This window comes from Mycobacterium sp. E3298, from assembly GCF_001666895.1.
Lineage (GTDB): Bacteria > Actinomycetota > Actinomycetes > Mycobacteriales > Mycobacteriaceae > Mycobacterium.
Genome location: NZ_LZJB01000509.1, coordinates 1 through 19,818, shown reverse-complemented (window position 1 = coordinate 19,818; position 19,818 = coordinate 1). Strand labels below are relative to the sequence as shown.

General features: G+C 67.1%; 19 protein-coding genes. 7 read left to right on the top strand and 12 right to left on the bottom strand.

Going from position 1 to position 19,818, the window contains the following annotated elements; all coding sequences use genetic code 11:
• The 4 genes from A9X05_RS23495 to A9X05_RS23480 all read right to left on the bottom strand — a co-directional run.
• A partial coding sequence (locus tag A9X05_RS23495) for a cytochrome P450 (RefSeq protein WP_067784318.1) occupies nt 1-1,134 on the bottom strand: 1,134 nt, incomplete at its 3' end.
• Between the two features lie 52 nt (nt 1,135-1,186).
• Nucleotides 1,187-1,636, bottom strand: a complete 450-nt coding sequence (locus tag A9X05_RS23490) for a VOC family protein (protein ID WP_067784316.1) — start codon at nt 1,634-1,636, stop codon at nt 1,187-1,189.
• Nucleotides 1,633-2,817 (bottom strand): CoA transferase, encoded by a 1,185-nt coding sequence (locus A9X05_RS23485; RefSeq protein WP_255369272.1) that lies wholly within the window; start codon nt 2,815-2,817, stop codon nt 1,633-1,635. The genes A9X05_RS23490 and A9X05_RS23485 overlap by 4 nt, the downstream gene beginning before the upstream one ends.
• A 14-nt stretch (nt 2,818-2,831) precedes the next feature.
• Nucleotides 2,832-4,070 carry a CaiB/BaiF CoA-transferase family protein gene (locus A9X05_RS23480; protein WP_067755138.1) on the bottom strand — a complete coding sequence of 413 codons (1,239 nt, stop codon included), beginning with the start codon at nt 4,068-4,070 and terminating at the stop codon, nt 2,832-2,834.
• A gap of 107 nt (nt 4,071-4,177) precedes the next feature.
• Here A9X05_RS23480 and A9X05_RS23475 point away from each other — a divergent pair, with 107 nt between their 5' ends.
• From A9X05_RS23475 to A9X05_RS23460, 4 genes are all read left to right on the top strand, one after another.
• Nucleotides 4,178-5,380 (top strand): cytochrome P450, encoded by a 1,203-nt coding sequence (locus tag A9X05_RS23475; RefSeq protein ID WP_231969092.1) that lies wholly within the window; start codon nt 4,178-4,180, stop codon nt 5,378-5,380.
• An 11-nt stretch (nt 5,381-5,391) separates the two neighbouring features.
• Nucleotides 5,392-6,612 (top strand): CaiB/BaiF CoA-transferase family protein, encoded by a 1,221-nt coding sequence (locus A9X05_RS23470; RefSeq protein WP_067784312.1) that lies wholly within the window; start codon nt 5,392-5,394, stop codon nt 6,610-6,612.
• Nucleotides 6,613-6,651: 39 nt separating this feature from the next.
• Nucleotides 6,652-7,509: a mycofactocin-coupled SDR family oxidoreductase gene (locus tag A9X05_RS23465; protein ID WP_055404272.1), complete on the top strand. Its 858-nt coding sequence runs from the start codon at nt 6,652-6,654 to the stop codon at nt 7,507-7,509.
• A 64-nt stretch (nt 7,510-7,573) separates the two neighbouring features.
• The gene (locus A9X05_RS23460) at nt 7,574-8,863 is read left to right on the top strand and encodes a phosphotransferase family protein (RefSeq protein ID WP_231978458.1); all 1,290 of its coding nucleotides are present in this window, start codon (nt 7,574-7,576) and stop codon (nt 8,861-8,863) included.
• An 18-nt stretch (nt 8,864-8,881) separates the two neighbouring features.
• Here A9X05_RS23460 and A9X05_RS23455 read toward each other — a convergent pair whose 3' ends face one another.
• A complete protein-coding gene (locus A9X05_RS23455) occupies nt 8,882-10,096 on the bottom strand; it encodes a cytochrome P450 (protein WP_067784308.1) in 1,215 nt (404 codons plus the stop codon).
• A gap of 183 nt (nt 10,097-10,279) precedes the next feature.
• Between A9X05_RS23455 and A9X05_RS23450 the strand changes: the two genes are divergently transcribed.
• Nucleotides 10,280-10,834, top strand: a complete 555-nt coding sequence (locus A9X05_RS23450) for a TetR/AcrR family transcriptional regulator (protein ID WP_067784306.1) — start codon at nt 10,280-10,282, stop codon at nt 10,832-10,834.
• An 8-nt stretch (nt 10,835-10,842) separates the two neighbouring features.
• Here A9X05_RS23450 and A9X05_RS23445 read toward each other — a convergent pair whose 3' ends face one another.
• From A9X05_RS23445 to A9X05_RS23415, 7 genes are read right to left on the bottom strand one after another with little or no spacing between them, the layout of a single operon-like run.
• Entirely contained in the window at nt 10,843-11,961 is a 1,119-nt protein-coding gene (locus A9X05_RS23445) for a thiolase family protein (protein ID WP_067784304.1), read from the bottom strand.
• Entirely contained in the window at nt 11,958-12,200 is a 243-nt protein-coding gene (locus A9X05_RS23440) for a hypothetical protein (protein ID WP_067755160.1), read from the bottom strand. The genes A9X05_RS23445 and A9X05_RS23440 overlap by 4 nt, the downstream gene beginning before the upstream one ends.
• Nucleotides 12,190-14,289, bottom strand: coding sequence for a CoA transferase (locus tag A9X05_RS23435; protein WP_067784302.1), 2,100 nt, complete (start codon nt 14,287-14,289; stop codon nt 12,190-12,192). The genes A9X05_RS23440 and A9X05_RS23435 overlap by 11 nt, the downstream gene beginning before the upstream one ends.
• A complete protein-coding gene (locus A9X05_RS23430) occupies nt 14,286-15,368 on the bottom strand; it encodes an acyl-CoA dehydrogenase family protein (RefSeq protein WP_067784300.1) in 1,083 nt (360 codons plus the stop codon). Before A9X05_RS23430 ends, A9X05_RS23435 begins: the two co-directional genes overlap by 4 nt.
• The gene (locus tag A9X05_RS23425; RefSeq protein WP_067784298.1) at nt 15,358-16,551 is read right to left on the bottom strand and encodes an acyl-CoA dehydrogenase family protein; all 1,194 of its coding nucleotides are present in this window, start codon (nt 16,549-16,551) and stop codon (nt 15,358-15,360) included. Before A9X05_RS23425 ends, A9X05_RS23430 begins: the two co-directional genes overlap by 11 nt.
• Entirely contained in the window at nt 16,548-17,858 is a 1,311-nt protein-coding gene (locus A9X05_RS23420; RefSeq protein ID WP_082950438.1) for an amidohydrolase family protein, read from the bottom strand. Before A9X05_RS23420 ends, A9X05_RS23425 begins: the two co-directional genes overlap by 4 nt.
• 42 nt (nt 17,859-17,900) lie before the next feature.
• A complete protein-coding gene (locus tag A9X05_RS23415; protein ID WP_067784296.1) occupies nt 17,901-18,332 on the bottom strand; it encodes an SRPBCC family protein in 432 nt (143 codons plus the stop codon).
• Nucleotides 18,333-18,408: 76 nt separating this feature from the next.
• Between A9X05_RS23415 and A9X05_RS23410 the strand changes: the two genes are divergently transcribed.
• Together A9X05_RS23410 and A9X05_RS23405 are read left to right on the top strand one after the other, a co-directional pair.
• The gene (locus A9X05_RS23410; RefSeq protein ID WP_067784295.1) at nt 18,409-19,305 is read left to right on the top strand and encodes an enoyl-CoA hydratase/isomerase family protein; all 897 of its coding nucleotides are present in this window, start codon (nt 18,409-18,411) and stop codon (nt 19,303-19,305) included.
• A gap of 78 nt (nt 19,306-19,383) precedes the next feature.
• The coding region (locus A9X05_RS23405) for an SDR family NAD(P)-dependent oxidoreductase (protein ID WP_231978457.1) at nt 19,384-19,818 on the top strand (435 nt) is incomplete at its 3' end.

The window sequence follows — 19,818 nt, the reverse complement described above, 5'->3', positions numbered from 1 at the left end:
CCGAGCCCCGATGGCGTAGTCGGGAAACCTGTCGGCGATGTACTCGAACACCAGCTGCGCCTCGCGGCGAGCCAACCATTGCCCGAGACAGATGTGGATTCCCCACCCGAAATACACGTCGGTGCCGCGCGGCCTGTCGATGATGAAACGGTCGGGATCGTGGTAGCGCCGTTCGTCGCGGTTGGCGCTGCCCAGGAGCAGCAGCACCCAGTCGCCGGCGTCCATGGTGACGCCGTGTCGCTCGACGGGCCTGGTCAAGGTGCGAGCCACCCAGTGGCTCGGCGTGTCGTAGCGCAGCGCCTCGTTCACCGCGGCGGGAATGACGCTGCGGTCCTTCACGATGCGCTGCCACTCCTCGGGGTGCTCGGCGAGCGCGACGAGGCCGTTGGAGATCAGCTTCTGCGTGGTTTCCGAGCCGGCGGCAGACAGGAGATTGCAGAACATGAGCACCTCGTGCGGGGTCAGGGCGCGCTGGCCGCCGGCCTCGGGGTCGTCGAACGTGGCTTGCAGCACGACGCTGATCAGGTCGTCACCCGGGTCGGTGCGGCGCCGCTCGATCAGGTCACCGATGTACTGGCTGATCAGGCGGTTGGCCTCGATGGCTTTGGCCGGCATCGCGACCTGCCCTTCCTCCCGGGTGAGGAAGGCCTCCCACCAGACGCGCAGCTGCGCGCGGTCGCTGTGCGGCACGCCGAGCAGATCACCGATCACGTCCGTGGGCACCGAGAACGCGAACGCCTCCATCGCGTCGACGGTGGTACCCGGTTGCAGCCGGCCAAGGTGCGTGTGGACCACCGCCCGCAGGGCAGACTCCATGGCGGCGACCGCTTTTGGCGTGAAGAACCCTTTGAGGACCCCGCGAATGCGGTCGTGGCGAGGCGGGTCCATCGAGATCACCGAGTACTTCCGTCCGTCGTTGTCCGGGTTCTCCGGTGCCGGACCGCGCTTGGACGAGAACGTCTCCCAATCCCGCAGAGCCTGCGACACGTCGTCGAACCTGGACAGGACCCACCAGCGGTTTTCGGGATCCCGGTAGACCGGCGCCTCGTCGCGCAATCTCCGGTACACCGGGTACGGATCGTCGAAGATCGCCTTGGAGAACGGCGAATACATCAACTCGCTGGTCGCTGGCACAGCCCTGACTCTATCATCGCAATGAACAATCGGACGTTGAGTGACTAACTGCTCAGTCGCTCGGCGGCGTGCGCTCGATCAACTCGATCCAGTTGCCGTCGGGGTCAGTCGCCATCAGTCCCCGGTTGCCGCCGTCGAATGTGACCGTTCGTTCCGGTCGGGCTTGGCCACCCAGGCGCTCGATACGCGCGACGACCGCGTCCGCGTCGTCGACGCGGAAAGACAGGTGCGTGAAGCCCACCGCGTTCATCCGGCGGGGCCGGCGCTTCTCGCGCACGCCCGGTACCGGGTAGCCGAGCAACTCGAGGCGAAATCCGTCGCGTTGCAGGTAGACCAAGTCCAGCACCAGCCCGGGCACGCCCAGCAGCCGTGCCGTCTCGGGCCCGTCGACCGTCAGGCGGCCGCTTTCGTCGAATCCCATTGCCGTGCAATAGAATCGGACGGATCTTTCGAGATCGCTGACGCACAGCCCGATATGGGTGAGGCGGTCACCGGGGGTCATGCGGTGTCGTCGGCAAGTTCGTCGAGCAGCGCGTTGTGTTCCCCGAGCAAGGGTGGCCGTACGGGCCCGCCCGCAAGAGTGGCGCTGAAAAGGTATGGCGTGCCCGGATAGCGGAACGTCTCCCGCAGTTCCGGGTGGTGGACCGGCACGTGAAACCCGCGGGCGGCGATGTGTTCGTCCTCGAAGGCCTCGTCGGGTGACAGCACCGCTCCGGCGGGGAATCCGCGTCGCTGGCTCTCCAGGAAGTACTCATTCGCCGGCATCCGGGAAGCAATCAAGGTGATCGCGTCGCGGGCCGCCATAAGTATCGCGGTGGTCTCGTCGTCGGCACCGATCATCGCGATGTCGACCGGCTCGTCGCGAGAGGCGGCCATTTCCAGGAACACCGCCTCGGGAAGCTCGTCGGTCAGGCCAAGGTCCGCGAGCCAGGTCAGCAGGTTCGCGAATTCGGTCGGCTTGCGGGGTAGCACGCCGGTGGTGGCGTAGGCGCCGTCCGCGCACCGGACCTGCGTCGGTTGGCTCCGCGTGAAGTACGCGTGACGGCCGGTCTGGCGGACGCACGTCTCGTTGTTGACCAGCCAGTGGTACGTCGTCTGCTCCGAACTGACGTTGCAGGCCGCATTGACGCTGACGTCGACGAGCTGACCCTGGCCGGCCTGGTCCCGGTGCGCAAGGGCCACCAGCGCTCCGATCGCGCAATACAGGCCGGCGAGGTTGGCCGACTGCTCGCCGGCGCCACGGACCGGCGGCAGGGAGTGATCGTCGTAGCCGCAGTTCCAGACCGGACCCCCGCCGGCGAGCATGGTGAGGTCGGTGACGGGTTGGTCGGCCCGCATGCTGTCGAGGCCGAATGGGGTGACCGCCACCCAGATCAGGGACGGGTGCCGGGCATCGCCGACGGGGCCGGACCCGGAGATGACGATGTCGGCGCCAGCGATCAGGCGCCCCAGTGCGTTGGCACCCTCCGCGGTGTCGAGATCGACGGTCACCGACCTCTTGCCCACGTTGCCGCTCCACCAGCGCAGGCTGGTATCCGACCCGATGTTGTCGTGTGCGAACGGCGGTCGTGACCGATGTGAAGATCCCGCGGGAGGTTCGACCACGACGACCTCCGCGCCGAGTTCGGCGAGCAACCTTCCCCCGACGGGGGTGAACTGGCCGCTGATCTCGACGACGCGAATCCCGCTCAGCGCGTTCAGATCACACCCCGCTTCGTCAATTCGTCCAGCTCCTGATCACTGCGCCCGAGCAGCCCGCCCAGCACGTCTCGGTTGTGTTCGCCCAGACACGGCGCGGCCCGCGAAATGCTCCACGGCGACGCCGACATTCGCAGGGGAACCCCTTCGACGCGCACCGTCCCGATCTCGGGGTGCGTCACGGTCGGAAACAGTCCCCAGTTGGCGAGGTCCGGGTCTTCGTCGATCCGTTCCCGCGGCGACTTCACGACACTCGCCGGCACCCCGGCCGCAGTGAGTTCGGCTGCCAGCGAGGAGGCTTCGCGGGTCCGGGTGCAGGCGCTGACGAGTGCGTCGAGTGCGTCGGCGCCGAGCAACCGCTGCTCCAGGGTGGCGAATCGGTCCTCTGTCAATCGCGGTTCGTCGACGACTTTGGACAGCAGGGCGACGTCCCGGTCGTCGCGGCAGGCGATGGCGACCCACCGGTCCTCGCCCAGGCACGGGTAGATCCCATGCGGGGCCATTTCACCGAAGTCGGCGTGGTTACCGTCCGGGAACCCCGGCCGGCGCGCGGGCCGCTCGTTGACCGTCCAATCCAGCACCTCGGTGGGCAGCATCGCGATTCCCGCAGGCACCGTGGCCAAGTCGATGTGTTGACCCTCGCCGGTGCGTTCGCGCTGATGCAGGGCCGCCAGGATCGCGACCGTCATGTAGTAGGCGGCGACGTGGTCCATGTACGAGTAACCCCATCCCGCGGGCTCACGGTCGGGCAACCCGGCTGTGAAGGTGAGCCCGCTCAGCGCCTGAACGATGGGACCCCAGGTCTTGAAATCGCGGTAGGGGCCGCTATGTCCGAAGCCGCAGTTGGAGACGTAGATGATGTCCGGCTTGATCCGGCGCAGCTCGTCGTAGCCGAAACCCATCCTGTCCAGCACGCCGGCGGCGAAATTCTCGCAGACGATGTCGGACAGGGCGATCAGCTCACGCAACAGCTGCTTGCCTGCCTCTTGACGCAGGTTGATGGTCACCCCGAGCTTGCCCACGTTGTGGTTGTTGAAGCCGGCACCCAGATTCACGCCCCGGCGCTCGTCGACGAACGGGCCGACGCCGCGCAGCGCGTCCCACATCCCGCGCGTTGCGGGGTCTTCGACTCGGATGACCTCGGCACCGAAGGCGGCCAGGATCTTCGTCGCCCCGGCGCCCGCCAGTTGACCGCCGAGGTCGCATACCCGAAGGTGGGACAACCCGACGCTCACCATGCAACAATAAAACAGATTTTGTTCTTCTGCCAAGGCCGCGCCGCAGCCAGGCCGGCGGGACGGCTACTCGCAGATTAACAGTTGATGTTCTATTGTTCAGTCTTATGGTGACGATCACAGCGGCCCGCTTCGACGAGCCGGCGTTCTACCTCGGCGACCCGAACGCCACATTCGCGCAGTTGCGCGAACACGATCCCGTGCATTGGTACGAGGAGGGCCAGTTCTGGGTGATCACCAAGTACGAAGACATCAAGGGTATCTCGGCTCGACCCGAGAGGTTCAAGTCGGAGCGCATTGGGATCATGATGGATCTGATCGCGCACCGGGAGGGCCGCGACCCTCAGGGATATGGCAACCGCGGCATCATGTTCATGGATCCGCCGGTGCACCGAGTGCACCGCAAGGCCGTCGGCGTGCGGTTCACGCCGGCCGCGGTCGCCAAGATGGAGGCCCGGGTACGCCAGGTCGTCAACGATGTGCTCGACGACCTGCCGAACGGTGAATTCGACTGGATTCAACGGGTCGCCGAGCCCATCCCCGTGTATGTGTTCGCCTACCTGCTGGGAGTGCCCGAGGAAGACTGGCCGAAGGTCGCGGGCTGGGCGACCACGATCGCCAACGTCGGTGGTGGGGCCGCGAGCGACGAGGACTACGCATTCATCTTCGAACACATCGGGCCCTATCTGATGGGCCTCGTCGCCGAACGCAAGGAGCATCCTCAGGACGATCTGCTCACGATGCTCTCCCAGGTGACCGTTGACGGGGAGCCCTTCGACGACATGCAGGTGATGATCTACGCGCTCACCTTGCTCGCCGCCGGCAGTGAGACCACGCAGAGCCTGATCGCGGGAATAGCCGATTGCCTCGACACGCATCCCGACCAATCGGCGGTGTTGTTCGCCGAACCTGGCCTGAGCGGCAACGCCGTCGAGGAGGTGCTGCGTTACTGGACGCCGGTGATGAGCATGGCCCGGCAGGCGGCCCGCGACGTTCGTCTGCGCGGTGCGGAGGTCAAGGAAGGCGACGGGGTGCTGCTCGCCTATGCGTCCGCGAACCGCGACCAGGAGCACTGGGGCCCGACCGCCGAACAGTTCGACATCCACCGCCAGGACGCCGCCAATCACCTCGGCTTCGGGGTCGGCGAGCACTTCTGCATGGGCGCCGCCCTGGCTCGACGCGAAGCTCGTCTGCTGCTGGAGGAAGTGGCGCGGCGCGCCAAGGGGATTCACGTGGTCGGCGACCGAGTGCCCCGCGTGTCGACGCTGGTGCACACGCACGACCACCTGCCTGTTGTGCTCGACTACCGCTGAGGGGCGTGCCCATGAGCGGACCCATGGCAGGCGTACGCGTCCTCGAGGTCGCCCAGTGGACGTTCGTTCCGGCCGCCGGCGCGGTGCTGGCGGACTGGGGCGCCGACGTACTCAAAATCGAACATCCGCGCACCGGCGATGCCCAGCGGGGCCTACGTCAGCTCGGCAACGTGCAGATCGCCGGCGACCGCAACCCCGTCATGGAGCACGCGAACCGCGGCAAACGATCTATCGCCCTGGACATCTCGACACCGGCCGGCCATGAATTGCTGATGGACATTGCGCGCACAAGCGACGTGTTCCTGACCAACTTCTTGCCCGACGCCCGTGCCAAACTGCGGATCGACGTCGATGACTTGCGGACGGCGAATCCCGACATCGTCTATGTGCGGGGCAGCGCATACGGAACGCTCGGCGACGAGGCCGGCATCGGTGGCTACGACATGACGGGCTTCTGGAGCCGGGGCGGTAGCGCGGCAAGCGTCACCCCGCCCGATATGGGCGGCGTCGTCGCACAACCCGGCCCGGCGTACGGAGATTCTCTGGGCGGCATGACAATTGCCGGCGGAATCGCGGCGGCGCTGTTCGCTCGTGATCGGACCGGTGAGGCCAAGGTGGTGGATGTGTCGCTCCTCGGAGTGGGGGTGTGGGCGATGGGGGTGGCAGTCAACGCCGCGCTGATCTCCGGAGAGCCGTGGCAGGCAAACCCCGCCGGCGCCAACGTCGCCCCCCACAATCCGCTGGTGGGCTTCTACCGCACCGGCGACGGGCGGTACATGGGATTGTCGATGATGCAAGGTTTCCGCCATTGGGCGGACTTCTGTTCGCGGGTCGGACTCCCCGAGCTTGCCACCGACGAACGCTTTGCCAGCCATGAGCTGCTAACCCGCAACGCGGCCCAGGCAACTGCGATCCTGCGCGAGGTGCTCGGAAGCAAAACCCTCGAGCACTGGCGCAAAGCGCTGGCCGGTTTCGAAGGGCAGTGGGCGCCCGTACAGAACACGATGGATGTTGTGGCTGACGAGCAGGTGAGGGCAAACGGTGTCATCGCGCCCATCCAAGGCAGCGGCGGTGCCCTCGAGTTGGTATCGAGCCCCGTGCTTTTCGATCAGACACCGTTTACTCTCGGCCCGACACCGGAGTTCGCCGAACATACCGAGGCGCTATTGCTCGAACTGGGCAAGGACTGGGACGACATCATCGCCCTCAAGGACAGCGGGACCATCGCGTGATCGACAGCCCTCTTAAGATCCAACCAACGGAGTAAGCAGATGAATCGAGTCAGCGGCAAAGTTGCGGTCGTCACGGGTGCGGCGCGCGGCCAAGGACGCAGTCACGCAGTCCATCTCGCCGACGAGGGTGCCGACATCATCGCCGTTGACATCTGCGACGACATCGCGACCAACGACTACCCGATGGCACGCAAGAGCGACCTCGACGAGACGGCGAAGCTGGTGGAGAAGGCCGGCCGGCGGGTGGTCACCGCGGTGGCCGATGTGCGGGATCGGGCGGCCCTGAAGAAGGCGATCGACGACGGCGTTGCCCAACTGGGCGGGCTGCACGTCGTCGTCGCCAACGCCGGCATCTGCCCGCACGGAGAGCACAAAGGGTATCCGGCGTTCCGCGACGTGCTCGACGTGAACTTCCTCGGCGTGGTCAACACCGTCAACGCCGCGTTCGACCATCTGGACACCGGTGCGTCGATCATCGCCACCGGCTCGATCGCCGGACTGGTCTCCCAACACGACATGTTCAACGGTGGCGGCAACGCGGGCCCCGGCGGGCTCGGCTACGGTCTGGCCAAGAAGTTCGTCCGCGACTGGGTCAAATCGATGGCGATGACGCTGGCGGCGCGCGAGATACGCGTCAACGCCGTGCACCCGACGAACGTGAACACCGCGATGATGAACAACCCGATGATGTACAAGACGTTCCGGCCCGACCTGGAGGCTCCGACACACGACGATGCCTTCGTGATCTACCCGATGCTCCAGGCGATGCCGGTGCCCTGGGTGCAGCCCGAGGACATCTCGCACGCCGTGGTCTACCTCGCCTCTGACGAATCGCGATACGTCACCGGGCTGCAGATGTTCATCGACGCCGGTGCCGCGCTGAAAATGGGTTTCTGACCTCCCCGACGACATGACACCCGATCAGGCGGTACGAAGCTGGCTCGAGAGTCACCTGGGGCCCGTGCGGGCCTTCGAGCGCCAACCACGTTGGCGTCCGGCCTGGTTCGCCGACGTCGAACGCGACGGCACGATCATGCCGCTGTATGTGCGGGGCAACCGCGAGGGCATGGAGTTCTCGTTGTCCACCCATCGAGAGGCGGACATCCTTGAAGCCCTGGAGAAGCAAGGGATTCCAGTCCCACACATTCACGGTCGGATTGAGGCACCACCGGCCATCGTGATGGATCGCCTCCCCGGCGCCACCAATCTGTCAACCTCGCCGAGTGCAGCAGAACGCAACTCGGTCATCGATGAATACATGGAAATCCTTGCGCGGATCCATCGGCTGGATCCGGGTGAGTTCTCCACCGCCGGGCTCAAGTTGCCCGAAAGCCCTCAGCAGCACGCGTTGTCGAGCTTCGAAGCGTCCGTCGCGAGGTATCGGTCTACCAAGAAGCGCCCGGAGCCGTTTCTGGAATTCGGCATCGGCTGGATCCGCCGCCACGTTCCCGCGCACCGGTTCGACCCTCGCTTCGTCCTCGGCGATCCCGGACAGTTCATGTTCGCCGACGGTCGTGTGACCGGACTGCTCGACGTCGAACTGGCCTACCTCGGCGACACCGCCCACGACCTCGCAGGACTGCGCCTGCGCGACATCTCCGAGCCCTTCGGCGACCTCGAGCGCGCGTTCCGGCGCTATGAGGAGGTTTCCGGCGTGGAACTGGACCTGCCGGTGGTCGAGTTCCACACCGCGCAGTTCTCGCTCACCACGCCTCTCTCGTTGGTGATGGTCTTGCACAACCCTTTTCCGATGAGCGACTTGCTGCAATATGAGGAGTGGTTTCAGCAATGCTCGCTCAACGCAGTCGAAGCCATGGCCGCGGTCGAGGGCGTCGCCCTCGGCGATTACCGACTCCCGCAGGCGACAGATGTCCGCCAGAGCGGCCTTATCGACGCGTTGGCACCCATCATCGAGGAGCTAGCGGCCGAGACCGAGATTGAGCGCTTTCGCCGGCATCAAACGGCGCAAACCGCGCGCTACGTCGCCGGCGTCTGCCGGCACGGCCCCGCGATCGAATCCGAAAACCTCGACGACGTCGAACCCTTGCTCGGCTCCCGATACGCCGACTGGCGTGCAGGCGATGCGGCGCTGGAGGCATTCGTGCTGCAGGCGCCCGACAACATGGACACCGAGCTCATTCGGCTGTTCCACCGCCGCATCATGCGGCAAATGCGTTTACTGGAGCCGGTTCTCAACCGCGCCGGCGGCGTGCACCCGCTGACGCCGCTGGCCCGGTTACTCGGCCGCTGACGCGCGCGTCGGAGGCCGCTACCGTGCGACGAGCTCCAGCCGCTTCCGTCGCCGGACCAGGATGCTGGGCAGCCAATCTCCGACGTCACACGCGTCGATCCAGGTGGTCCGCTCCAGTAGCATCTTGAACACGATCTGAGCCTCCAACCGGGCCAGGGCCGCCCCGACGCAGAAATGCACGCCCTTGCCGAACGTCACATGCCCCTTCCCGTTGCTGCGGTCGAGAAGGAATTCGTTGGGCGACTCGAAGTGCTCGGGGTCGCGGTTGGCGGCTCCCCACAAAAGAATCAGATGCGCATTCCCCGGCACCTCCACCCCGCCGAGGGTGGTGTCACGCCACACGTGGCGGTAGTGGCCACGAAACGGCGGCTCGTAGCGCAGTGTTTCTTCGATGAAATTGCCCAGTAGTTCCGGGTTTTCGCGAATCCGCTGTTGGACCTCGGGGCGGTCGGCGAGAATCCATGCCGCACTGCCCAACAACGAGGCGGTCGACTCGCCGGCGGCGCTGAACAGCGTGAGCATGATGCCCATCGCCACGGCCTGGTCCACCTCGCCGGAGGCGTAGCGGGCGGCCATGTCCGGTATCAGCCCGGATTTGTCCGCGGTATCCGCCTTGTCGAAATGTTCCATGACGTACGCCGACAGTTCGAACGCCGCAACCCCCGCCTCCGCGAGCTGCGCCTCGGTGACGACGCCGTCGAGCAGGGTGGTGGTGGCGTAACCCAGCCGGATCAGTTTGTCGACATCGGCATGGGGCAGGCCCAGCAATTTTGCGACCACCATCATCGGGAGCCGGTTCGCCACCGCGCCCATCCATTCGATGCGTCCTTGGTGCAGGTTCTCCTCCCACAGGCGCTCGGCGGTCTCCGCAGCGAATTCCTCGATGATCCGCACCCGGCGCGCGGACAGGTGTGGGAGCAAGATCTTGCGGTGCAGTGCGTGCGCCGGATCATCGGCCGTGGCCAGGGCGTGGGTGGGGCTTCCCGCCTCCATCATCGGCAACGCCCCGATGCTGCCGTCCTCGCGGAAAATCATGGTTGCCGTGAGATTGGACGAAAAGTCATCGACCCGAGTGACGGCCTCGATCAACGCGTCCCAGCCACACACGGCATAGAAGTCGGAATCGGCGATGCGATGCACCGGAGCCGTCGCGCGCATCCGGTCATACATCGGATACGGATCCTGCAAAGCCTCGGCACCGAAGAAATCGACCGGGTCGCTCAAGACCGCCATAGACCCAGGCTGAAGGTGACCGTCGGCGCGGTCAATAGGGCGAGGAAAGTTTGATAAGCCTCCCGCCGCGCCGTCCGTGCACCCCAAACCGCTTGCGCGGGAGGACCAGCGCGTTAGCCTGAGAATTGTTACCGATAATTCTCACCCTGAGGGAAGTTTCTGTCGGCTGTACGGGAGGGTTGCATGGCACGGAACGACTGGCTGGTGGGCCGGGATCGCCGCAGCGCAGCCGCCGAACGGATATATGCGGCCGCCGCCGACCTCATCTCGCACGTCGGATACGACGAGTTCACCATCGAGAGCCTCGCCGAAACGGTCCACTGCTCACCGGCGACTATTTACCGGCACGCCGGCGGAAAGGCGGCCATCAGGGACGCGGTGGTTGCCCTCCAGGCAAGCCGCATCGTCGATACCGTGCGCGAGGCCATCAAAGACCTGACCGGCCGCGAACGAGTGGTGACGGCCACCATCCTGGCCCTGCAGCGCCTGCGCTCTGATCCGTTGGCGCAGCTCATGCAGACCGCACCGACGGTGCCGCGCAGCGAGTGGCTCACGAACTCCCCCGCTGTCACCGCACTCGCCTATGACATGCTCGGATCCGACAATGCAGATCCACTTGCCGCCCAATGGCTTATCCGGGCGTTCCTGGCGCTGTGGTGGTGGCCGGTGAGGGACCCCGCCGACGAACGCGCCCTCGTCGAACGCTTTTTCGGCCGGTCTTACGAAGACCCCGGCTGAGGGCCGAATCACCGACCCAGTACGGCCACAACACAGGACCCACCGCCCCCCATCGCCTGCGCCAGCCCGACGCGGGGATCGGCGGCCTGCCGCGAATCCGACTCTCCACGAAGCTGACTCACCACCTCGGCGACCTGGGCCAGTCCCGTTGCACCGAACGCATGCCCGCGGGCAAGGCAGCCGCCGTCGGTGTTGGTCGGCAGCCTGCCTTTGGATCCCAACCCGCCCGACTGGACGAGTTCGGCGACATCCTTGACGTCGACGAGGCCGAGTGCGATCAGCGCGGTGACCTCCTCGCTGGCGCACATGTCATGCAGGGAAACAATTCCGACGTCATTCGCCGCGACCTGCGCCGCGGCGTAAGCCCGCCCTGCCGTCAGGGTTATTTGCGACGGCGGGCCGACGCACGGACCGGCCAGCGGCCAGCCCGGGTCGCGCGGCCAACTCGTCTGCTCGATGGCGTTGATCGCCACGGACCGCATGCGTGGTCCGGACGTCACGACGATCGCGGCGCCGCCGTCGACCGAGGCGTGACACATCATCTTGGTTAGCGGCTCGGCGATCATCCGCGACGACATCACCTGTTCAACGGTCACCTCGTGGTCGTTGCGCCGAGCCGCCAGCGGATTCAGGCGCGCCTGGTTATACGACTTGGCCGCGACGGCACCGATAACATCCGGCGCGCAGTTCGCCTCGTACAGAAAGCGATTCGCCTCGATCGCGTAGTGGATCTGCGGCGGGAACCGGTCCCAGAAATCGACCGCCGCCGGTACCACCCCGCCGGGCTCGAGCGCGGTCGTCTTCTCATAGCCGATCGCCAACGCCGCCTCGCAGCGGCCCGACGCCACCGCCCACACAGCATGCCGCAGGGCGACCATGCCCCCCGCCGAGGCGCTTTCGATCGCGGTTACCGGGATCCCGCTGCGTCCCAACGCATGCGCGACCTTCAGCCCGGTCTGCGGCGGCGCCATCGACGACGAGCAGAAGACCTCGCCGATGGCGTCATAGCCGAGACCCGCGTCCTCGAGCGCCTGCCGGGCGGCCGTCACCCCGAACTGGGCGAGCGCGGTGTCGCCGTGTTTGCCGAAGGCGGTGAGCCCGACGCCCGCGACGTGGACGCCCGTCACGCCGGATCCGCCTCGAAGAGCAGCACTTCAGCCTCGCCAAGCTTCCGCTCGACGATTCGGCCAACGGCACCGGGCCCGGGCCGTGGCCCGGACACCAGGAGTTGCACCCGGCCTTCGCGAGTGTCGACCCATGCGACGGAGTAGCCCTCCTGGCCGAACTCGGGAATCGGCGACCTCGACGGCACGAACGTCGATGCCCACACCGTCGCAGTCTCATCACTGGGTGGATCAGCCGGCACTTGTCATCCTCTCCTGACGGGCATTCGCGTCGCCCAGGGCCGGCGGCGGCGCCAGCGGGATCGGGCCGTGCCCGGTGAATCGCCACGGGAGACCGACCAGGCGCGCGGTGGTGATATCCGGATCGGGGTGGGCGATCTCCGGGAAGAATCCCCGCGCGGCCAGGTGGGGGTCGTTCACCAGGTCGTCCGCGCGCTGCACGACCGCAGCGCGCAACCCCGCGGCCGTCAGGCGCGCTGCCGCCTCGCGGGCCGGTTCGCCGGCGATCAGCGCGGCGAGCTGATCGGGTTCCCCGGCCAATTCCGTCAGGCGCGCCCGGTCCGCGGGAGCCGAGAGTTCGACCGCCACCCAGCGGTCATCGGCGCTACGGTAGACGCCGCCCCGCGCGTCGGCCCCACCGTCGTACACCACCCCGACGGGGGCCGAGGCCGCGGCGACGAATTCGGCCACCGTGGACGCCACCACCTCGGCCATGGACAGATCGATCACCGCCCCGAAGTCGCGGGCAGGCCCGAGCGCCCAAGCCGCTATCACGGTGGCCGCCACCACCGAAGACAGCGGGTCGGCGATTACCGTGCCGAGCCGCGCCGGCGACCCGTCGGATCCCGTGGTGAGTCCGGCCAGACCCCCGTAGGACTGAACGTTGTTGGCGTACACGCGGTATCCGGCCATGGGACCCGTCGACCCGAAACCCGAGACCCGCATCACCAACCGGCCCGAGTCGGCGATTTCGGCGGGGTCGACGCCGAGCCGGGTCAGCCGTGCCGCGCCGACATTCTCGATCAGCACGTCGGCTTCCTCGAGGGCGGCGGCGACGTCCTGCGTCGGCCGGCCGGGATCGATCAGCGCGCTGCGCTTGGAGTGGTTGGCCACCGCGAAATACGCGCCGCGCTCGACGCCGGGCCGCCCTGCGGCGAACGGTCCGGTGCGGCGGTAGATGTCGAGTCGGTCGCGGTCTTCCAGTCGCAGCACCCGGGCACCCATCCCACCGAGCAACGCGCCGACGATCGGCCCGGCCAGGACGTGGGTCAGCTCGGCGACTCGCAGGTCGTTCAGCCGGCCCGTGCGGTGCCGTCCGAACCGCCCGCCCGGGCGCGTCGCCCATGGGGGGGCCAGTACGGACAGGGCAGTACCGCCCAGTCGAGTCACCGAAATGGCTCCGCGAGAAGCGAATTGGGGCGACGTCAGGATCTCCGCGGGTGTATTCACCGGCGTCGAAGGCACGCCGTTGGCCTGCAACAGGGCTGCGCAGTCTTCCTTGAGGAGCGTCGCCGCCCACGCCCCGACGTGGTGGTTGATCAAATCGGCGTGCTCTATCCGGGCGGCTCGTTCGCCCAGGCCCGTGGCCCATCCGGGATGACCCAAGGCCACCAACAGGCCGGTCCACTGGTGATTTTCGACGGCGGTGATGCGCACCAGTCCGTCGCGGCAGGCGAACAAGCCCGACGGGGCGAGATAACGCCCGCTGCCCGCCCTTCCCGGGCAGGAGTACAGCACGTGGGCGCACTCGGGAAGGGCCGCGGTGAATGCGACCGCCTCCTGCACCGACACATCCACGCTCACCGGCGCGCTCGTAGCGTTGCGCCGATCGAGGCCGTGCAGGGCCGCCAGCGCCGTCACCGCGCCCGCCGCCTTGAGCGCGACATAGCCAGGGGCGGGCACCGGCGTCCCGTCAGAGCCCTCGATAGTAGCGAGCATGCCACCGGTCGCTTGGGCGATCAGTTCACCACCCCGCTCGACGGAGCGCGGTCCGGTCAGGCCGAATGGGCTGACGCTCACCACCACGGCGTTTCTGGCCTGCGGCGGGTCGATCGCGGCGTCGTGGTCGACGATCACGATGTCGTGTGCGTCGATCAATGCCGATGTGTCGCTTGGTGATCGCAGAATTCGCTTGCCACGATCTAGAACCACGTCAACCAGTGGCACCGACGCGGCGCCAACCGCGATCATCGGCCCTACCCGGGACGGCGAGAAACCGCCGCAGAGCTTACTCACCTCGGCGCCGAGGTTCGCCAGCAGCGACGTGGCCGCCGCAGCGGCGATCCCGTCGCCGACCTGAAGGACTTTGACACCCGAGAGGAACGAGTTCACCCGTCACCTCCCGGCTGCTCCACCGGATAGCGCCCCGTGAGCCAGCGCGTCACGATGTCGCGGTGGTGCGCGCGCTGACCGAGACTTCCCGCGGCACTGGCCGCCCGGCGGAGATGAACGTGGGCATCGTGCTCCCACGTGTACGCGATGCCGCCGAACACCTGAGTGGCGCCCTCGGGCACGGTACGCAGCGCGTCGATACCCCAGTAGGCGGCGAGGGAGCCCAGCGCGGGGGCCTCGGGATGCCCGTGTTGGCAAGCGTCGGAGGCACGATTGACGAGCGCCCGCCCGATCTCGATCGCGCACCGCTGATCGACCAGGCGGTGCTTGATCGCCTGGAAGGCGCCGATCGGGCGGCCGAACGCGACGCGCAGCTTCGCGTACTCGGTTGCGGCCTCGTTGGCGGCCGCCGCAATGCCAACCAACTCGGCCACCCGGCCGATCAGGCCGCGCAGCGCGGCTTCACCGTGGCGGCGCACCGCATCCGGCCCGGTCTCGAGGACCTGAATCGGCGTATCGCTCAGCGTGATTCGTGCGCCGGGGTTGTGATCCAGGGGCGTCACCGGCTCGCGCACCACGCCCGCCTCCGCCGGGTCGACAACCCCGAGCACGGCGGACTCTCCGTCGCCCGCGCAGACCAACAATTTGGTTGCGACCGCACCGAACGGCACGAGCGGCCACACTCCGGAGACGCCCGCCGTGGTGCGCTCTCCGCGCTCGGGCAACAGCAGGGGAATCCCGTCGGCGCAGCGGTTCTCGCACCATCCCGTGGCCGCCGCCATCGCAAGCGGGGCAGGGGCCGACGCCGCGCCGGCGGCCTCGGCCAGCACGCACAGATCACGGAGCCCGCCCCCTCCGCCCCCGGCGGCCTCGCTGACCAAGACGTCGGCCCACCCGGCCTCGACGATCGTCTGCCACAGCTTCGGGTCGAACACCGGGCCGGGGCCATCGAGCAGGCTCCGAAAAGAGCTGGCAGACCACACCTTTCGGAGGGCGTCATCGGCCGACGCCCGCAACTGCTCGAGTTCGCCCGCGCTGCGTGCGAGTTCGTTCAGCGACGACGGGCCATCAGGGGTCACGCGGCAGTCCCAGCAGCTTCTCGGCGATCACGTTGCGCTGGACCTCGGACGTGCCCGCACCGAAGGTCGCCGCCCGCATCAGCAGGTAGCTCCGTGCGACGTTCCCGTTGTTCGTCGCCCCCGCCGAGCCGCGCTCCAGGGTGCCACCCGGCCCGGTGAGTTCCAGCCCGAAATTGGCCATCTCCTGATCGACTTCCGACGTCAGCAGCTTGGCCACCGACGCCTCGGGCCCGGGACTGACGCCGCGGACGCCGGCGGCCGTCGCCTGGGCCGAGATCTGACGCAGCGCCTCCACCCGCGCGGCGAAACCGACGATCCGATCGGCCACGTAGCCGTCGCCGCAGCCCTCGTGCCCCAGCGCTCCTTGCTCCTGCGCCATCTTGATCAGAATCGCCAGCCGCCGTTCGATCCGATGGGTGCGGCTCTGTCCGACGCGCTCGTAGCCCAGCGTGGATTTGGCCACCCGCCAACCGCCGTGCAGTGGGCCGAGCACGTTGGCGAGCGGCACCCGCACCGAATCGAAGAACACCTCGTTGAACTCGGCCTGCCCGGTGATCTGGCGGATCGGGCGCACCTCGATCCCGCTGGTGCGTAGGGGTACGAGGATGTAGCTGATTCCTTGGTGCTTGTCCGCCGTGGGATCCGTGCGTGCCAGGATGTAGATCCAGTCGGCGTATTGCGCCTTGGACGTCCAGACCTTCTGCCCGGTGATGACCAGCTCTTCGCCGTGGATCTCGGCCCTGGTCTTCAGGGCGGCGAGATCACTGCCCGCGTCGGGTTCGCTGAATCCCTGACACCACACCTCGTCGCCCGAAAGGATGTTCGGCAGATAGCGTTGGCGTTGCTCGTCGGTACCCCACTGAATGATCGTGGGGCCGAGCTGATTGACGGCGCTGCGGTTGATGGGCTCTGGAGCGTGCGCGGCGGCCATCTCGGCGTTGAAGATGAGCTGTTGCACCGGAGTGGCCGCGCGACCACCGAATTCGGACGGCCATGAGATCGCCGCCAAGTCCGCGTCGTGAAGACGCCTCTGCCACAGGCGCATTCGGCTCAATCGATCCATCTCGTCGCGGCCCTGGACGCGCACGTCCGAGGTCAATGCCGTTGCAAGAAACCCGCGCACCTCGTCGCGGAACTGCCGATCGGCCCCGGTGAGGACGACCCCGTAATCCGGTTCGGTCACGCCCCACCGCGAAGGATCGACGCCATCCGTACCTTCATGTCGCCGTACGTGATCGCGGTAGCGCCCGCCCTGGGCGCGCGGCCGGCGTCCACCTTGGGCGCCGACAGATCCAGGCCGGCAATTCTTTCCCGCAGCGCCGCGACGGTGCAGTGTTCCCTGCCCCGTCGCTCGACGCCGGTGTAGCCGAAGGCGCGGGCCGCATTACGCCAGGTGATCGCCTCGACCTCGTCGGGTGTGCAGCCCTCCAACTGGGCGGCGAGCTGCTCGGGCGCGTCCGGCCAGCTGCTGTCCGAGTGCGGGTAGTCCATCTCCCAGCAGATGGTGTCCACTCCGATGCGCTCCCGCATCTCGATGCCGACCCGGTCGCGGATGAAGCACGACATGAAGTTGCGGCGATACACGTCGCTGGGGCTCAGCCCGTCACCCAAATCGTCTCCCGTCCAGGCCCGCTGTCGCGAGTAGATGTCCTCGAATCGCTCCAGCAGGAACGGAATCCATCCGATGCCGCCCTCCGACAGCGAGAACTTGATGGACGGGAACTTCTTCACAATGGGTGAGAACAACAGGTCGGCAACGAAGCGCTGGGTGTCGATCGGCAGCATCGAGTTGTACGCCAGATAGGTGGTCAGGTCCGACGGCACCGGCAATCCGCCGCCCGTGCCGATGTGGATGTTCACGACCGTGTTCTCTGTGCAGATCGCCTCCCACAGCGGATCCCAGTGCGGATCCTGCCAGGGCGGCTGCCCGTAGCTCCCGATGTGCTGTGGAGCCGTCACCGCGCGACAGCCGCGCCCCGCCAGGCGCCGCACTTCGGCCGCGGCCAGGCTCGCGTCCCACAACGGCAGGATCCCCATCGGGATGAACCGGTCGGGATGCCGCCCGCACCAGTCCTCGATGTGCCAGTCGTTGTAGGCGCGCACCATCGCCTCGGACACGTCGCGGTCCCCGCGGTAGGTGAACAGCGCGCCCGAGATGGTCGGGAACGACGGGAAGCACAGCGACGCAAGGACCCCCGAGGCGTCCATGTCGTTCACCCGTGCGTCGACGTCGTAACACCCCGACCTCATGTCGCTGAATCGCGACGGCTCGAATCCCCATTCGTCGTTGGGCCGGCCCACAACGGCGTTGAGCCCGATGTTCGGCAGCTGCAGACCGTCGTACACCCAGAAACACATGCCGTCGGCGTCCTCGACGATGCGCGGTGCGTCGTCGGCGAAACGGCTTGGCACCCGGCCGTTGAACATGTCGGGTGGTTCCACGGTGTGGTCATCGACGCTGATCAGTACCAGATCGAGAGGATCAATCACTCGAACAATCCTAAACTAATAGACACTTTCTGTCTAAGTGTTCTATCCGGACTCTCTCGCTTGGGCGAAGTCCTGCACCCAGCCCGCCATCAGGCCGTAAACGGCCTCCATGGCATCGCGCGCGGCGGCGTCGTCACCGATGGGCTCGTAGTCGATGTCCCAGACCACGATTGATTCTCCGCCGGCATCCGCGCTCTCGGTCACGGTGTTGACCGCCACGAAGCGGCTGACCGGCATCGGATTGTTGGTGATCTCGTACGACAGCGCACGCTCGTCCGGCTTGATCCAGATCAGGGTCTCGATGACCGGCTTCTCGGTGCTCGCTGCGATGAACCGCCGCATGCCGGGTCCTTCGCCCTCGACCCTGACATCGCTGGGTCCGGGGATCCAGTCGACGTTACCGAAGTCGGCGAGAACGGCCCACACCGCGTCCGGTGACACGGCGAGCCGCTTGGTGACCGTGAATGTTGGCATTCGCCGACCGTATCACCCGATGTGACAATTGATCGACTAGTGTACTTATGTACTGCCAACGCGCGAAGGAGGGCTGATGGCCACCGACTCCGCCGCTGGAGGCGAATTCGAGGTCGATGAGGACTGGGTCCGCTATGAGGTTGTCGAACCGCACATCGCGCAGATCACCATCAACCGGCCCGAACGGCGCAACGCCATCCTGTCTCCGGGCATGCATCGACTCTTCAAGGAGCGGCTGGACCGCGCCGAGGACGATGACCAGGTCAAGGCCGTCGTGTTGCTGGCCGAAGGCAAGGACTTCTGTAGCGGCGACGACGTGCGCCGGCTCCCGGTGGAAGAAGCGGGACTGCGCAAGGGCGAGCGACTGCCGCAGACCGCGCGCCTGGGCAACGCCCGGCGGCTGCACCGGCACCTCACCAATTGGCTGGAGTTCCCGAAGACGGTGATCGCCGGCTGTCAGGGTGCCACGCTGGGCGCCGGGATGAATCTGGCCCTGGCCGCCGACATTCTGGTCGTCTCGGATGACATGTACGTTGCCCGCCCTCAGGCGCGCATTGGGTTCGCCGGGTTCTCCACGGCCATGCCGCTCGCGTTGCTCAAGATGGGACCCAACCGCGGCTACGAGGCGATGATCACCGGCCGCAAGGTGTCCGCGCACGAACTACGCGAGTGGGGCGTAGCCGCGTCGGTGGTGCCCGCCGAGCGGCTCCGCGACGAAGCGTTGCGCTATGCCCGCGCGATCGCTCACCACTCGGCCGACGGCCTGATGGTGGGAAAGCACGCTCTGATCGCGTTTTGGCACGCCGTCGGGATGGCGCAGTTCGGGGACTGGGTCCCGATGGGCCACACGGTGTTCAGCAACCTCGTGTGGCGCGACGACGAGTTCAACTTCATGAAGGAACGCAGTACCCGCGGCGGCCGGGAGGCGATGGCCGAGTTGGAACGCCGCTATGCCGAGTGGGGGTTCGAGTAGGCGATGGCTAAACAGCTATACAGATATTGTTTGTATGTTCTGTATGCTCGTCTTTGACGCGAGGCCACGAGGAGTTGGATGACGATGGGTGTGTTGGACGGACGGACCGCGTTGGTGACGGGGGCCGGGCGGGGAATCGGCGCCGCGGTGGCAGAGGGCTTGGCCGCCGAGGGCGCGACGGTCCTGGTCTCCGATGCGGGCGTCGGCGTCGACGGGACCGGACACGACTCCGGTCCGGCCGAAAGCGTCGCGGCGGCGATAACGAGCCGTGGCGGCAAGGCATTCGCCGACACCACCGACATCACCGACTTCGCCGCGTGCGCGGATCTCATCGGCCGGGCCGCCGAGACGCTCGGCGGCTTGGACGTCGTGGTGAACGCGGCGGGGATCCTTCGCGACGGCATGGTCTTCAAGATGAGCGAGCAGGACTGGGACGCGGTGGTGTCGGTGCACCTCAAAGGGACGTTCAACGTCACGCGCCACGCGGCGGCCTGGTGGCGGGAGAACCGCGGC

What these genes read in the sequence shown, in the direction of transcription:
- A9X05_RS23490 (WP_067784316.1), bottom strand. Translation starts at nt 1,636, where the DNA reads ATGACCCCCGGTGACCGCCTCACCCATATCGGGCTGTGCGTCAGCGAT.
- A9X05_RS23480 (WP_067755138.1), bottom strand. Translation starts at nt 4,070, where the DNA reads ATGGTGAGCGTCGGGTTGTCCCACCTTCGGGTATGCGACCTCGGCGGT.
- A9X05_RS23470 (WP_067784312.1), top strand. Translation starts at nt 5,392, where the DNA reads ATGAGCGGACCCATGGCAGGCGTACGCGTCCTCGAGGTCGCCCAGTGG.
- A9X05_RS23465 (WP_055404272.1), top strand. Translation starts at nt 6,652, where the DNA reads ATGAATCGAGTCAGCGGCAAAGTTGCGGTCGTCACGGGTGCGGCGCGC.
- A9X05_RS23455 (WP_067784308.1), bottom strand. Translation starts at nt 10,096, where the DNA reads ATGGCGGTCTTGAGCGACCCGGTCGATTTCTTCGGTGCCGAGGCTTTG.
- A9X05_RS23450 (WP_067784306.1), top strand. Translation starts at nt 10,280, where the DNA reads ATGGCACGGAACGACTGGCTGGTGGGCCGGGATCGCCGCAGCGCAGCC.
- A9X05_RS23415 (WP_067784296.1), bottom strand. Translation starts at nt 18,332, where the DNA reads ATGCCAACATTCACGGTCACCAAGCGGCTCGCCGTGTCACCGGACGCG.
- A9X05_RS23410 (WP_067784295.1), top strand. Translation starts at nt 18,409, where the DNA reads ATGGCCACCGACTCCGCCGCTGGAGGCGAATTCGAGGTCGATGAGGAC.